We start from the raw sequence: 13,900 nt of genomic DNA on the forward strand, positions 1-13,900 counted from the left end.
ACACTCTGAGTGACCGAACCCGGGCTCACCCCCCGACAATTTCATGAAGGGAACCGGACATGGGTCCCCATCCTGCGGTCGCGGCGATACGCCTGGCGGTCCGCCGCGTACTCCATGACGTCCTCACCGATCACGCCCCCGAACGCGCCCCCGGTCATACCCCCGGCGTGCCCTCGCGCGCGCCGCTCGTGCTGGTCGCGTGCTCCGGCGGCGCCGACTCCATGGCGCTCGCCTCCGCCCTCGCCTTCGAGGCGCCCAAGCTCGGCGTCCGCGCCGGCGGCGTCACCGTGGACCACGGTCTGCAGTCCGGGTCCGACCTGCGCGCCGACGAGGTCGTCCTGCGGCTCACCGAACTGGGACTGGCCCCCGCCGAGTCCGTCGCGGTCACCGTCGGCCGGGAGGGCGGCCCCGAGGCCGCCGCCCGCGACGCGCGGTACGCCGCCCTGGACGCCACCGCCGAGCGGCACGGCGCCACCGCGGTCCTGCTCGGACACACCCGCGACGACCAGGCCGAAACCGTCCTGCTGGGCCTCGCCCGCGGCTCCGGGACACGCTCCCTGTCCGGTATGGCCGCCGTCTCCGGCGGGCCCGGCGCCGACCGCCGCTACCGCCGCCCCTTCCTGCACCTGGACCGGCAGACCGCCCGCAAGGCCTGCATGGTCCAGTCGCTGCCCGTCTGGGACGACCCGCACAACGCCGATCCGGCGTACACCCGCTCCCGGCTGCGCCACGAGGGACTGCCCGCTCTGGAGAAGGCGCTCGGCAAGGGCGTCGTCGAAGCGCTCGCCCGTACGGCCCAGCTGTCCCGTGACGACGCCGACGCGCTCGACGCGTGGGCCGGCCGCGCCGAGGCCTCCGTACGCGACGCGGCGGGCCTCCTGGAGTGCGCCAAACTGTACGCCCTGCCGCCCGCCGTGCGCCGCCGCATCCTGCGCCGGGCCGCCATCGAGGCCGGGGCGCCCGCCGGTTCGCTGTTCGCCCGGCACATCGAGGAGATCGACCGGCTGATCACCGGCTGGCGTGGCCAGGGAGCCATCAACCTCCCGGGCAAGGTCGTCGCCCAGCGGCAGGGTGGCAGACTGGTGATTCGGCAAGGCTGAAAAAGAGTCGCCCTTCGGGTGGCGGCTCCCCCGGAGGGCAACCCCTTCGGGGAGCGGCCCCTCCTCGCCGAGGGACCGGGAAGCAGCCGGTGGGACGACCGAAAGTGATGCGGGTGGACGCGAAAGACCTGGGCACCGACCTCCAGTCGGTGCTCATCACCAAGGAAGAGATCGACGCGAAGCTGGCCGAGCTGGCCGCGAAGATCGACGCGGAGTACGCGGGCAAGGACCTGCTCATCGTCGGTGTCCTCAAGGGCGCCGTGATGGTCATGGCGGACCTGGCCCGGGCCCTGTCCACCCCCGTCACCATGGACTGGATGGCCGTCTCCTCGTACGGCGCGGGCACCCAGTCCTCCGGAGTGGTGCGGATCCTCAAGGACCTCGACACGGACATCAAGGGCAGGCACGTCCTGATCGTCGAGGACATCATCGACTCCGGTCTGACGCTGTCCTGGCTGATCTCCAACCTCGGCTCCCGTGAGCCCGCGTCCCTCAAGGTGTGCACGCTGCTGCGCAAGCCCGAGGCCGCGAAGGTCGCGATCGACGTGGAGTGGGTCGGCTTCGACATCCCGAACGAATTCGTCATCGGGTACGGCCTCGACTACGCGGAGAAGTACCGGAACCTCCCGTTCGTCGGTACGCTCGCGCCCCATGTCTACGGCGGTTGAGGCACCCTGGACGGGTGACGGCCCCCGACAGGGCCCAGCCCCTGCAGTACGGCCGGGAACCCCAGAGGGTTTCGCGCCGTTGGAGCATACGTAGACGGGGCTTGTCAGCCGGACCGAGCAGCTTCCGGTGGCAATGCTGGGGTACCGTCCGAAGAACAGTCTTATCAAACTCACTATGGCAGGAGGGACGGGGCGGCACCGCTCCGTATGGATGGACGTGAAGCGATACTTCCGTGGGCCGGTCATGTGGATCGTGCTGGCCGTCCTTGCCGTGGTCGTGTTGATGCAGGTCGTCGGCTCGTCCGGCGGCTACAAGACGGTGGACACCGGCCAGGTCGTCCAGGCGATCAGTGACAACAAGGTCAAACAAGCCAAGATCACAACCGGCGACGAGCAGGTCATCAAGGCCGAGCTCAAGGACGGCGAAAAGATCGAGGGCAGCTCGAAGATCCAGGCGAGCTACATCGGCGACCAGGGTGTGAACCTGGCCACGACCCTCCAGGACAAGTTCCAGAACAAGCAGATCCCGGACGGCTACACGGTCTCGCCGACCAAGCAGAACGCTTTCGTCGGCATCCTGCTGTCCCTGCTTCCCTTCGTCCTCATCGTCGTCGTCTTCCTGTTCCTGATGAATCAGATGCAGGGCGGCGGCTCCCGCGTCATGCAGTTCGGGAAGTCCAAGGCGAAGCTCATCACCAAGGACACCCCGAAGACGACGTTCGCCGACGTGGCGGGCTCGGACGAGGCGGTCGAGGAACTCCACGAGATCAAGGAGTTCCTCCAGGAGCCGGCGAAGTTCCAGGCCGTCGGCGCCAAGATCCCCAAGGGCGTCCTGCTGTACGGGCCTCCCGGTACGGGCAAGACGCTGCTCGCGCGTGCCGTCGCGGGCGAGGCGGGCGTCCCCTTCTACTCGATCTCCGGTTCCGACTTCGTCGAGATGTTCGTCGGTGTCGGTGCCTCGCGCGTGCGTGACCTGTTCGAGCAGGCCAAGGCGAACGCCCCGGCGATCGTCTTCGTGGACGAGATCGACGCGGTCGGCCGCCATCGCGGCGCCGGCCTCGGCGGCGGCCACGACGAGCGCGAGCAGACGCTGAACCAGCTGCTCGTCGAGATGGACGGCTTCGACGTCAAGGGCGGCGTGATCCTCATCGCCGCGACGAACCGCCCGGACATCCTCGACCCGGCCCTGCTGCGCCCCGGCCGCTTCGACCGCCAGATCGCGGTCGACCGCCCGGACATGCTGGGCCGTCTGGAGATCCTCAAGGTCCACCAGAAGGGCAAGCCGGTCGCGCCGGACGTCGACCTGTCGGCCGTCGCGCGTCGCACGCCGGGCTTCACGGGTGCGGACCTGTCGAACGTGCTGAACGAAGCCGCGCTGCTCACCGCGCGCAGCAACCAGAAGCTGATCGACAACCACATGCTGGACGAGGCGATCGACCGTGTGGTCGCGGGCCCGCAGAAGCGGACCCGGATCATGTCGGACAAGGAGAAGAAGATCACCGCGTACCACGAGGGCGGACACGCCCTGGTCGCGGCGGCCTCTCCGAACTCCGACCCGGTGCACAAGATCACGATCCTCTCCAGAGGCCGTGCTCTCGGCTACACGATGGTCCTGCCGGACGAGGACAAGTACTCCACGACCCGCAACGAGATGCTCGACCAGCTGGCCTACATGCTGGGCGGGCGCGCGGCCGAGGAGCTCGTGTTCCACGACCCGACCACGGGCGCCGCGAACGACATCGAGAAGGCCACGGCGACGGCCCGCGCGATGGTCACGCAGTACGGCATGACCGAGCGCCTCGGCGCCATCAAGTTCGGCGGCGACAACACCGAGCCCTTCCTGGGCCGGGAGATGTCGCACCCGCGCGACTACTCGGAAGAGGTCGCCGCGCTCGTCGACGAAGAGGTCAAGAAGCTCATCGAGAACGCGCACAACGAGGCCTGGGAGATCCTGGTCGAGAACCGCGACGTCCTCGACGCGCTCGTGCTCCAGCTGCTGGAGAAGGAGACGCTGAGCAAGGAGCAGATCGCCGAGATCTTCACTCCGCTCGTCAAGCGTCCGGCCCGCCCCGCGTGGACCGGCTCCTCCCGCCGCACCCCGTCCACCCGTCCGCCGGTGCTCTCCCCCAGGGAGCTGTCACTGACGAACGGGGCGAACGGTTCCACCCCCTCGCTCACCACGAAGGCCGGCGCGTCCGCCGAGCACCCGGTGACCGAGACGGCCCCCGAGGACCGCACCGAGAGCTGACACACCCTGGCTCCCGGCGCCCTCACCAGGCCCGGAATGGATGCCGCGCCCCTCAGGTTCTAGCCTGGGGGGCGCGGCATCTTCGTATGCCCGCTGGCGGTACGCGCGGTTCGCGCGCGTGAGAGGCACAGGAACGAGGCACGAGATGACCGACCCCGTGAGGCTGGACGGAGAAGGTGTGATCGGCGACTTCGACGAGAAGCGCGCCGAGAACGCCGTACGAGAACTGCTGATCGCGGTCGGCGAGGATCCGGACCGGGAAGGGCTGCGGGAGACGCCGGCGCGGGTCGCCCGGGCGTACCAGGAGATCTTCGCGGGGCTGCGGCAGCGGGCCGAGGACGTCCTGACGACGACGTTCGACCTGGGCCACGACGAGATGGTCCTCGTGAAGGACATCGAGGTGTTCTCGACCTGTGAGCACCATCTGGTGCCGTTCCGGGGTGTGGCGCACGTGGGATACATCCCGAGTACGTCAGGGAAGATCACGGGGCTGTCGAAGCTCGCGCGGCTCGTGGACGTGTACGCGCGGCGGCCGCAGGTGCAGGAGCGGCTCACCACGCAGATCGCGGACTCGCTGATGGAGATTCTTGAGCCGCGGGGGGTGATCGTCGTGGTGGAGTGCGAGCACATGTGCATGTCGATGCGGGGGATTCGTAAGCCGGGGGCCAAGACGATAACTTCTGCCGTTCGCGGGCAGTTGCGGGATGCGGCGACCCGTAACGAGGCGATGAGTCTCATCATGGCTCGTTGAGTGGCTCGCGGTTCGCTTCCGCGAGGGGGGGGCGGCAGCGGTCCGGTGGGACGTGCGGGTGCGTTGTGGCTGGTCGCGCAGTTCCCCGCGCCCCTCAAGAGGGGCTGCGCCCCATCTTTGAGCGCGCCCCTGAAGGCAAAGACCGCGCCGTTCCCCGCGCCCCTCGGGGAGGGGCTGTGCCCCGTGCCGAGGGGTCAGGCGGCTGAAGGTGCGTTGCCGGCTGTGTCGTCGTCTTCCGGGAGTTTGCAGACTCGTTCCAGGAAGAAGGCGGCCGCTATGACGGCGAGGCCCGCCAGGACCGAGAAGCCGGCGTAGATCGCCTGGTCGCGGCGGGCGGGGATGTCCAGCGACTCCAGCAGGAACGCGCCCGTGCCGCCGTACATCCCGGCGACGAGGGCCGCGACCAGCGCGCTGGCCTGGCCGAAGACGACCGCGCGGGCGGCCATCAGGGGGTCGACCCCCTTGGCGCCCGCCACGCGCTCGCGCTGGGCCTTCAGCCGGGACCGCAGGGAGATCGCCGTGGCCAGCAGGACGACGGCGATCAGAGCCAGGACGATGGGCGCGGCCAGGGGGACCCGGGGCAGCGTGCCCACCGAGTTCCACAGGCGGGCGCCTGCCCAGGACAGCACCCCGGCGACGAGGAACACCGCGGCCAGCGTCCTGATGCGCAGCTCTTTCACTCAGTCCCTCTCACGATGGTGTGTCCTGACGCGTCCTGACCTTAACGACTAGTCGGGCAGTTGAAGTTCCAGGTCGGCCCGGGGCGCGACGCCGTCCCGGGTGACCGCGGTGAGCAGTTGTGCCACGGGGCCGCGGCCGGGCAGCTGGGCCTCGGGCTCCACGTCGTTCCACGGGGCGAGGACGAAGGCCCGCTCGTGGGCGCGCGGATGGGGGAGGGTCAGCGTCGGATCGTCGGAGACCACGTCCGCGTACGCCACGATGTCGACGTCGATCGTGCGGGGGCCCCACCGCTCGTCCCGTACCCGGTGGAAGGCCTCCTCCACCGCGTGGGCCCGCTCCAGGAGCGAGGACGGAGGGAGCGTCGTCCTCAGGACGATCACGGCGTTGAAGTAGGACGGCTGGCTGTCCGCCTCCACCCCCCACGGCTCGGTCTCGTACACCGGGGAGACCGCCTTGACGCGGACGCCGGGGGTGTCCTCCAGGGCGTCGATGGCGCCCTGGAGGGTCTCCAGGCGGTTGCCGAGGTTCGAGCCCAGGGAGATCACGGCCCGTTCGGGGTTGTGCAGGGTCGAGTCGGCGGCGTCGACCTGTTCGACCACGGAGGCGGGCACCGGCTGGACGGTCGGGTCGCTCTGGCCCTCGGTGAACGCTGTCATGCACGGCTCCGGATGATGGTGACGGTCACGTCGTCGAAGGGGACGGTGATCGGGGCGTCCGGCTTGTGGACGCACACCTCGACCTCCTGGACCCCGTCGTGCTTCAGACAGGTGGTGGCGATCCGCTCGGCGAGGGTCTCGATGAGGTTCACCGCGTCCCCCTCGACGACGGCCACGACCTCCTCCGCGACGATGCCGTAGTGCACGGTCTTCGTGAGGTCGTCGTCGGCCGCGGCGGGCCGGGTGTCCAGGCCCAGGACGAGGTCCACGATGAAGGTCTGGCCCTCTTCGCGTTCCTTGGGGAAGACGCCGTGGTGACCACGGGCCCTGAGGCCGCGCAGCGCGACACGATCCACGCGAATCACTCCTGAAATCGTCGGCGGGGACCGGTCCCCTTCCCCCTGTGCGGGGGCGGTACACCGGCCTCGAACGAATCTACCCGCGGGCACTGACACGGCCGGTCGGCCGGGCCACGGGCCGGCGCCCCGGGGCCGGCGCCGCGAGATCACCAACGTACTACGGCGGTGGTCGCCCGCCCGGCCCGCCTCGGCGCCCCAGCGGGCCGCTGCCGGGCTTCGGCGGGGCCTCTGCGGGGTGTCGGCGGGCCTCAGGGGGCCGGGTCGTCCGGCTCGTCCTCGTCGGTCTCGGCGAGGACGGGGGAGGCGTGGTGCGACCACAGCTTCCAGCCGTCCGAGGTGCGGCGGAACACGTTCGTGGCGACGACGAGCTGGCCCACGAGCGGCCCGAGTTCGTCGCTGTCCTCGGGCGGGGGGCCGCCGCTGAGGATGTTCTCCGTGCAGGTCACCAGCGCGGTGTCCCCGGTGACCGAGACATGCACGTCGGTCAGGAAGAACTGGATGTACTCGGTGTTCGCCATGATCAGCGCGTACGAGCGCAGGACCTCGCCGCGGCCGTTGAGGACCGGCCAGCCGGGGTGGACGCAGGAGATCTCGCCGGCCTGCGCGGGGTCGTGGTACTCCTCGTCCTGGCCCAGGTCGGAGGGGGTCAGCCAGAGCGAGGACAGTTCTTCGAAGTCGCCCTGTTCCAGCGTCTCGTAGAAGGCCGTGTTGGCGAGTTCGACCTGTTCGACGTCCGTGTGCGGGGCGCTCACCGGGCTCCCTCACCGCTCGCGGCTCCCCGGGCGGCCCGGTTCCCCTGCGCGGCGCGGGCGCCCTCCACGGCCCGGGCGACCCGGACGGCGTCGGCGGTGGCCCGCACCTCGTGGACGCGGACGGCCCACGCGCCCTGGTGGGCGGCGAGCGCGGAGACCGCGGCGGTGGCCGCGTCCCGCTCCCGGGCGGGCGGCGGGGCACCTTCCGGGCCCGCCAGTACCCGGCCGAGGAACCGCTTGCGGGACGCCGCCACCAGCAGGGGGTGGCCGATCTCCCTCAGGCGGTCGAGGTGGGCGAGGAGGACGAGGTCGTGCTCGGCCTCCTTGGAGAAGCCGAGGCCCGGGTCGACGACGATGCGGTCCGGGGCGATGCCGCCCGCCAGAACGGCCTCCACGCGCGCGTGGAGTTCGTCGACCACTTCGGAGACGACGTCCTCGTACGACCCCCGTACGGTGCTGCCCTGGAGGAAGCCGCGCCAGTGCATGACCACGAAGGGGGCGCCCGCGGCGGCGACGGCGGGGATCATCGCCGGGTCGGCGAGGCCGCCGCTGACGTCGTTGACGAGGACGGCGCCGGCCGCGAGCGAACGCTCGGCCACGCAGGCGCGCATGGTGTCCACGGAGACCGTGACGCCTTCGGAGGCGAGGCCGCGGACGACCGGTATGACGCGTTTGAGCTCCTCCGCCTCGTCGACGCGGGCGGCGCCGGGGCGGGTGGACTCACCGCCCACGTCGACCAGGTCCGCGCCCTCCGCGACCAGGTCGAGGCCGTGCTTGACGGCGGCGGTCGTGTCGAAGAAGCGGCCGCCGTCCGAGAAGGAGTCGGGGGTCACGTTCACGACGCCCATGACCGCGCAGCGGTCCCACGCCGGGAGCCCCGACACCTGCCCTCGCCCGCTCATCTTGCTCATACCGTCCAGCCTAGGCCCAAGGGGTGGATGGCCGGTCTGCGCTGTGCCCGGCCCGGACCGGCCGCCGCGCGGCACGGGGGTGGGCGTCGCGAGGCGGCCGGGGTTCCTGGTGGGGACGACGGGAGGGGGCGATGGGAAGGGCGACGGGAGGGGGAGGGGGCGTGGCGGTGGTGCTCAGGCCGCCCGTACGCCGTGTTCCGCCCGTGTGTGGGCGCACGGGCGGGGGGCCTTCGCGCGGCGGCGCAGGACGCGTGGCAGGGCGAGGCTCACGAAGCCCTCGGCCTGCAGGGCGGCCAGGCCGATACGGGGGAGGTCGCGGGAGGTGCCGTAGACGACGAAGCGGGGCTCCCAGCAGGGGCGGAACTTGGCGTTGAACCTGTAGAGCGACTCGATCTGGAACCAGCGGGACAGGAACACCAGCAGTCCGCGCCAGACCCGCAGGACCGGGCCCGCGCCGATCTTCTCGCCGCGGGCCAGGGCCGCGCGGAACATCGCGAAGTTCAGCGAGACGCGGGTGATGCCCAGGCGGGGCGCGGCCTGGAGGGCCGCCACGATGAGCAGTTCGTTCATGCCGGGGTCCGCCGAGCGGTCGCGCCGCATGAGGTCGAGGGAGACCCCGTCCACGCCCCAGGGGACGAAGTGGAGCACGGCCTTCAGGTCGCCGTACGGGCCGGGTTCGCCGTCCGCCTTGTGGGCCGTCGCGATGAGACAGTCGCCGTCCGCCGGGTCGCCGATGCGGCCGAGCGCCATGGAGAAGCCGCGCTCGGTGTCCGTGCCGCGCCAGTCCTCCGCGGCCCCGCGGATGCGGTCCAGCTCGCCCTCGCCCAGGTCACGGATGCGCCGTACCCGGGTCTCGTAGCCAGCCCGCTCGATGCGCTTCACCATCTGGCGCACGTTCCGCATCGCGCGCCCGGCCAGGGAGAAATCCGCGACCTCCACCACCGCCTCGTCGCCCAGTTCGAGGGCGTCGAGGCCGGTCTCGCGGGTCCAGACCTCGCCGCCGGTCTCGGAGCAGCCCATGACGGCGGGCGTCCAGGAGTGGGCCGTCGCCTCGTCCATGAAGCGTTCGATCGCGCCGGGCCAGGCCTCGACGTCGCCGATCGGGTCGCCGCTGGCGAGCATCACCCCGGAGACGACGCGGTAGGTCACGGCGGCCTTGCCGCTGGGGGAGAAGACGACCGCCTTGTCGCGGCGGAGCGCGAAGTGGCCGAGCGAGTCGCGTCCGCCGTGCTTGTCGAGGAGGGCGCGCAGGCGCGCCTCGTCGTCCTCGGTGAGGCGCGCGGCCGGATGCTCGGGGCGGAAGGCCAGGTAGATCGTGGTCACGGCGGTCAGCAGGCCGAGCGCGCCGAGCGAGAAGGCCACCGTCCAGGACGTGGTGCCCGTGTAGTCGAGCGGCCCCTCCAGGCCGAGCAGGCCGTACAGCACGTGCTCGATACGGTCCGCGAGGCTCGGGTCGCCGATCATGCGGTGCGGGTGGGCGCTGACGACGACCAGGCCGAGGACGAGCGAACCGGCGCCCATGAGGACGAAGTTGGCGAGCGCCCGCCAGCGGCTGCGCGGGTCGGGCAGCGCCGTGAACTCGTCCCGGTGGCGCAGCAGCGGGACCAGCAGCGCGAGCGAGATGATGACGCCGACGAGCGAGTGACGGTACGTGAACTGGGCGAGGGCGCCCGCCGGGAGCAGCCCCACGGCGGCCCGCCACGCCCGCCGTTTGCGCCGGCGCAGCCCGTGGGCCAGGAGCAGCAGCAGGACACCCGTACTGAGCGACAGGGCGGCGGCGAACGGGCCGAGCGCGCCCGGCAGTACCTCCGCGAGCGTGTGCATCCGGCTGTGGCGGAAGCGCGGGAACACACCCGCGGCGATGTCCAGGACGCCCACGAGCGTGCAGGCCCTGGCGACCCAGGCGGGGACGGCCTCGGGGCGCGGACCGTGCAGAACACGGCGCGCACCGCGCGATGCGCCGCCCGGACGGCCGAGTGCGCCCCGCGGCCGGGCCGTTCGTTCCGGAACCTCGCCCGACTTTTCCCCATCTATCCTGACAGACATCGCATCCCGTGGTTCTGCGAGAGACCTTGAATCCGGTGCCAATCCGGCATCCGGCGACATTGCGCCCTCTAGGACGGTGTCGTGGAGAGCCAGGTTCACTCCCTCGCGGAAAACCGCTCCAAAGGGAAAGGAAAGACCGGGGCAAGGCGCCGTGAAGGAAGCGGTGCGGCCACCGGTCGGAAAGCGCAGGCAGGAACAGCTCATGGGACTCACGAGCAACAAGGTGCTGGTACTGGTGGTCCTCGTCGCCGTGCTGCTGTTCGTCGGCACGGTGTGGTGCTGGCCGCTGCTCGCGCGCCGCGACTGGCGTGCCGTGTCGGGACGGATCGCCCTGCTGACGGCCACTCAGTTCGCGGTCTTCGCCTCGGTGGGCCTCGCCGCCAACCAGGCCTTCGGCTTCTACGCGAGCTGGGCCGACCTCCTCGGCCGGGAGTCCGGACAGGGCGTCGTGGTCGACCACGACCCCGGGGACGCGGCCGGCCCGCTCCAGGTGGTCGGCACCCGGCAGGTCAACGTGTCCGGCGGGGCGCGGCCGCAGATCGGCGGCCAGCTCCAGAAGGTCGAACTGGTCGGCCGGCGCACCCACATCGCCAGTCCCGCGTACGTCTATCTGCCGCCGGAGTACTTCCAGCCGCGCTACCGCACCCGTACGTTCCCCGCCGCTGTCGTGCTCACCGGCTACCCGGGGACCGCGGAGGCGCTCGTCAAGGGCCTGCACTATCCGCAGACCGCCCACGCGCTGGCCAAGGACGGCCGCATGCAGCCGATGATCCTGGTCATGATGCGGCCGACCGTCGCACCGCCGCGCGACACCGAGTGCGTGGACGTCCCCGGCGGGCCGCGGACCGAGACGTTCTTCGCCCAGGACCTCCCCGACGCCGTGTCACATCACTACAGGGTGGGCGGAAAACCCGGCAGCTGGGGCGTCGTCGGGGACTCGACGGGAGGCTACTGCGCGCTGAAACTCGCGATCCACCACCCGGGGACGTACGCCGCGGGGGCGGGCCTGTCCCCGTACTACCGGCCGCCGTCCGACCCCACGACGGGCGATCTCTTCCACGGGGACCAGGAGTTGCGCGACAGCGCCGACCTGGTCTGGTACCTCAGGCACCGGCCCGCGCCCGACACCTCGCTGCTCGTCAGCAGCAGCAGACAGGGCGAGAGCAACTACCGGGAGACGCTGAGGTTCATCGACCTGGTCGAGGAGAGGAGGCCGACCCGGATCTCGTCGATCATCCTCGACAGCGGCGGCCACAACTTCAACACCTGGCGGCGCGAGATCCCGGCGACCCTCCAGTGGCTCAGCGGGCGGCTGAGCGACCGTTGAGTGCCCGCTGAACGCACGCCGGTCGAGGGCTTCCGACGGCGTTCGTACGCGAATACGCGGCGAAGTCCGCCGAATTCACCGGCCCGGTGTTTCTTTCCGGTCCCGGTAAGCGCGGTGGCAAGGCCGGCGATCTCGGCCCGGCGGCGAATGCGGGGAGCTTGATCGGGAAGTGGTGCGGCGGCCACGGAAGGGCCCGCGCCGAATAGGCGGACCGCGGGCGGACGGTGCGGGACCCGTGCGGCTGCTGGTGGCGGGCCCAAGTCGGCTTCCGGGAGGGGCCGGTGCGGGGAATGTCCGGTGAAGGGGCGGCGAGAAGGTTTCGGTGTGGCTGCGTTTTTGCCCCGCGGGGCACCATCATTCGCCTACGCGCGGTAAGTTTCTGGCCATGCCACGAGGACGTCACCGCCATTCCCCACCTCTGCACCGGCTGTTGCCCCCCTCGGCGATCGCAGGCGTATCCGTCGTCTGCGCCGTGGGGCCATGGCTGTTCTCCGAACCGATGGTGCTCCGAGGGCTGGCGGCGGGCGCCGCGCTGACGGCCGTCGTGGGCGCGGTCGTCATGCGCCGCTGGGACGCCTCGGCGGGCCGGCGCGTCGCGGATCTCGCACGCGGGCGCGCGAGCGACGAGTGGCGTCACGAGGAGCGGGTCGCCGAACTGGAGAGCGACCTGGACGAGTCGCGCGAACTCCGTACGAAGCTGGAACAGCGGCTGCGCGCCAAGCGTGCCGAGCTGGCCGGGCTGCGCAACGAACACGCCGCGCTGCTGCGGCGGTACGCCACGGCGGAGACCGAGCGGGCCACCGCGCTGGAGGGCCGCCGGCTCCTTGAGATAGAGGCCGCGCCGGCTCCGGAGGCGCCCGTCACGGATGCGGCGGCCGAGGAGACGGCGCCCGAGGAGTCCGTCGACGCGGCTCCCGGGACCGCGGTGCCCGAGGCGACGACGGCGACGGTCCAGGCGGCCCTGGCGGCGTCCTCCGCTGCCTCGGTCCTGTACGTGAAGGCCAACTCGGCGCTGGACCGCCTCCTGGGGGCCCGCAACGGCGCCGCGGCCGAGGACGCGGCCCGGACGGACGACGCCGACGACTCGGCCGACGCGGACGCTGTGAAGACTCCGCACGCCGCGAAGACTCCGGACACCTCGGACGACGACGGGTCCGCGGCCGGAACCTCCGCGCCGCAGTCCGCGGACGACACCGCCGTCGAGGCCGGCCCGAAGGAGTCCGGCCCGGAGGATTCCGCCCCTGCGGAGTCCGGCCCGGCGCGCGCCGGCTCGCCGGCGGACGGATCCCTGGCCGCCGGAGACGAAGGCGCCGAAACCGCGGTCGCCCCGTCGGCCACCGCGGCCGGTACGGCCTCCGACGACCCGGCCCCGGAAGGCCCCGACACCGACGGCCCCGCGCCGACCACGCCCCCCAGGGGCGGCCCGGCCAAGCGGACTCCCGCGAAGGGCGGTGCCCGGAAGGGCTCGCCGTCGCCGGGCGGCCCCGGCAAGGGCGCGCCCAGGCCGGGCGGCTCCCCGAAGGCCGCCGCTTCCGCCGCGGGCAGCGCCATGACGGGTGCGCCGGCGAAGGGCGACACGCGGCAGGACGGCGAGGCGCCGGGGAAGCCCGAGGCGGTCGGCGGGCACGGGGGCACGGCCTCCGCGACCGCCCCGAGGCCCGCGCAGGCCACCGCGACCGAGGACGTACGGCCCCACGCACAGCACGCCGGGGGCACACGGTCCACCGAGGCCGCCCGGCCCCGCGCACGGACCGGCGCCGTCGGCGTGACGTCCCTGCAGTCCACCGCGATCCGGACGGAGTCCCGGCCGGCGCCCGACACCGCGCACGCGCCGGCGCACGAGCCCGCGCCGGGCAGCGACCTCGCGCGTCCCACCCCGTCGGAAGTGGCCCGCGTACAGCGGCCGTCCGCGGCCGAGGCCGGTCCTTCGCCGTCGAGCGCCGCCGCGCTGACGCCCGCCGCACGGCCCGTGCGCCCCGCCGGGCACTTCACCGTGCCCACGGCGGTGGCGGTCGCACCGGCCACGCCCGTACGGCGCCCCTCCGTAGAGGGCGGCTTCGACTTCTTCGGCACGCAGAAGGGCGCGGAGGCGCTGGAGGCCGTACAGAACGAGGACCTCGCGGACGTGGTCGGACAGGAGGCGCTCGCGCTCCACAAGGCCGAGGCCGAGTCCGGCTTCAAGCCCGTGGGCGAGGAGTCGCGCGGTGTCGGCCAGGTCATCGACCTGACCGCGCACGACGAGACGGAACAGATCGACCTGACGGAACTGCGGAGCGCGGTCTCCTAGGACTCCTGGGACAGGTCCCGGCCTCCGGGACCCAGATCGGCGCACACGTTCGGAGCATGCGTTCGGCGCATGAGTTCGGCGCATGCGTGAGGGCGGTGGCGGACAGCCACCGCC

At 72.0% G+C, this 13,900-nt stretch carries 12 protein-coding genes; 6 read left to right on the plus strand and 6 right to left on the minus strand.

The window, feature by feature from the left end; all coding sequences use genetic code 11:
• Positions 1-59: 59 nt before the first annotated feature.
• The 4 genes from tilS to folE all read left to right on the plus strand — a co-directional run bounded on the left by tilS (position 60) and on the right by folE (position 4,767).
• Entirely contained in the window at positions 60-1,100 is a 1,041-nt protein-coding gene (tilS, locus tag ACFWGJ_RS13245; protein WP_387323240.1) for a tRNA lysidine(34) synthetase TilS, read from the plus strand.
• 107 nt (positions 1,101-1,207) lie between these two features.
• The gene (gene hpt / locus ACFWGJ_RS13250) at positions 1,208-1,768 is read left to right on the plus strand and encodes a hypoxanthine phosphoribosyltransferase (protein WP_387323257.1); all 561 of its coding nucleotides are present in this window, start codon (positions 1,208-1,210) and stop codon (positions 1,766-1,768) included.
• Positions 1,769-1,979: 211 nt separating this feature from the next.
• On the plus strand, positions 1,980-4,016 hold the full coding sequence (gene ftsH / locus ACFWGJ_RS13255) for an ATP-dependent zinc metalloprotease FtsH (protein ID WP_387323259.1): 2,037 nt from the start codon (positions 1,980-1,982) through the stop codon (positions 4,014-4,016).
• Positions 4,017-4,161: 145 nt separating this feature from the next.
• A complete protein-coding gene (gene folE, locus ACFWGJ_RS13260; RefSeq protein WP_387323242.1) occupies positions 4,162-4,767 on the plus strand; it encodes a GTP cyclohydrolase I FolE in 606 nt (201 codons plus the stop codon).
• A gap of 194 nt (positions 4,768-4,961) precedes the next feature.
• Here folE and ACFWGJ_RS13265 read toward each other — a convergent pair whose 3' ends face one another.
• The 6 genes from ACFWGJ_RS13265 to ACFWGJ_RS13290 all read right to left on the minus strand — a co-directional run bounded on the left by ACFWGJ_RS13265 (position 4,962) and on the right by ACFWGJ_RS13290 (position 10,172).
• Positions 4,962-5,447, minus strand: a complete 486-nt coding sequence (locus ACFWGJ_RS13265; protein WP_387323243.1) for a DUF3180 domain-containing protein — start codon at positions 5,445-5,447, stop codon at positions 4,962-4,964.
• A gap of 48 nt (positions 5,448-5,495) precedes the next feature.
• Positions 5,496-6,104, minus strand: a complete 609-nt coding sequence (gene folK / locus ACFWGJ_RS13270) for a 2-amino-4-hydroxy-6-hydroxymethyldihydropteridine diphosphokinase (protein ID WP_387323245.1) — start codon at positions 6,102-6,104, stop codon at positions 5,496-5,498.
• Positions 6,101-6,460: a dihydroneopterin aldolase gene (gene folB, locus ACFWGJ_RS13275; protein WP_387323246.1), complete on the minus strand. Its 360-nt coding sequence runs from the start codon at positions 6,458-6,460 to the stop codon at positions 6,101-6,103. The genes folK and folB overlap by 4 nt, the downstream gene beginning before the upstream one ends.
• A gap of 251 nt (positions 6,461-6,711) precedes the next feature.
• A complete protein-coding gene (locus ACFWGJ_RS13280; protein ID WP_387323248.1) occupies positions 6,712-7,215 on the minus strand; it encodes a nuclear transport factor 2 family protein in 504 nt (167 codons plus the stop codon).
• Positions 7,212-8,126 (minus strand): dihydropteroate synthase, encoded by a 915-nt coding sequence (gene folP, locus ACFWGJ_RS13285; RefSeq protein ID WP_387323249.1) that lies wholly within the window; start codon positions 8,124-8,126, stop codon positions 7,212-7,214. The genes ACFWGJ_RS13280 and folP overlap by 4 nt, the downstream gene beginning before the upstream one ends.
• 174 nt (positions 8,127-8,300) lie before the next feature.
• Positions 8,301-10,172, minus strand: coding sequence for a phosphatidylglycerol lysyltransferase domain-containing protein (locus tag ACFWGJ_RS13290; RefSeq protein ID WP_387323250.1), 1,872 nt, complete (start codon positions 10,170-10,172; stop codon positions 8,301-8,303).
• Positions 10,173-10,374: 202 nt separating this feature from the next.
• Between ACFWGJ_RS13290 and ACFWGJ_RS13295 the strand changes: the two genes are divergently transcribed.
• Together ACFWGJ_RS13295 and ACFWGJ_RS13300 are read left to right on the plus strand one after the other, a co-directional pair.
• Positions 10,375-11,499, plus strand: a complete 1,125-nt coding sequence (locus ACFWGJ_RS13295; RefSeq protein ID WP_381832997.1) for an alpha/beta hydrolase — start codon at positions 10,375-10,377, stop codon at positions 11,497-11,499.
• Between the two features lie 499 nt (positions 11,500-11,998).
• Positions 11,999-13,786: a hypothetical protein gene (locus tag ACFWGJ_RS13300; protein WP_387323251.1), complete on the plus strand. Its 1,788-nt coding sequence runs from the start codon at positions 11,999-12,001 to the stop codon at positions 13,784-13,786.
• Positions 13,787-13,900: the final 114 nt, after the last annotated feature.

The organism is Streptomyces sp. NPDC060205 (genome assembly GCF_042728395.1).
In the GTDB taxonomy this organism is placed as follows: Bacteria; Actinomycetota; Actinomycetes; order Streptomycetales; family Streptomycetaceae; genus Streptomyces.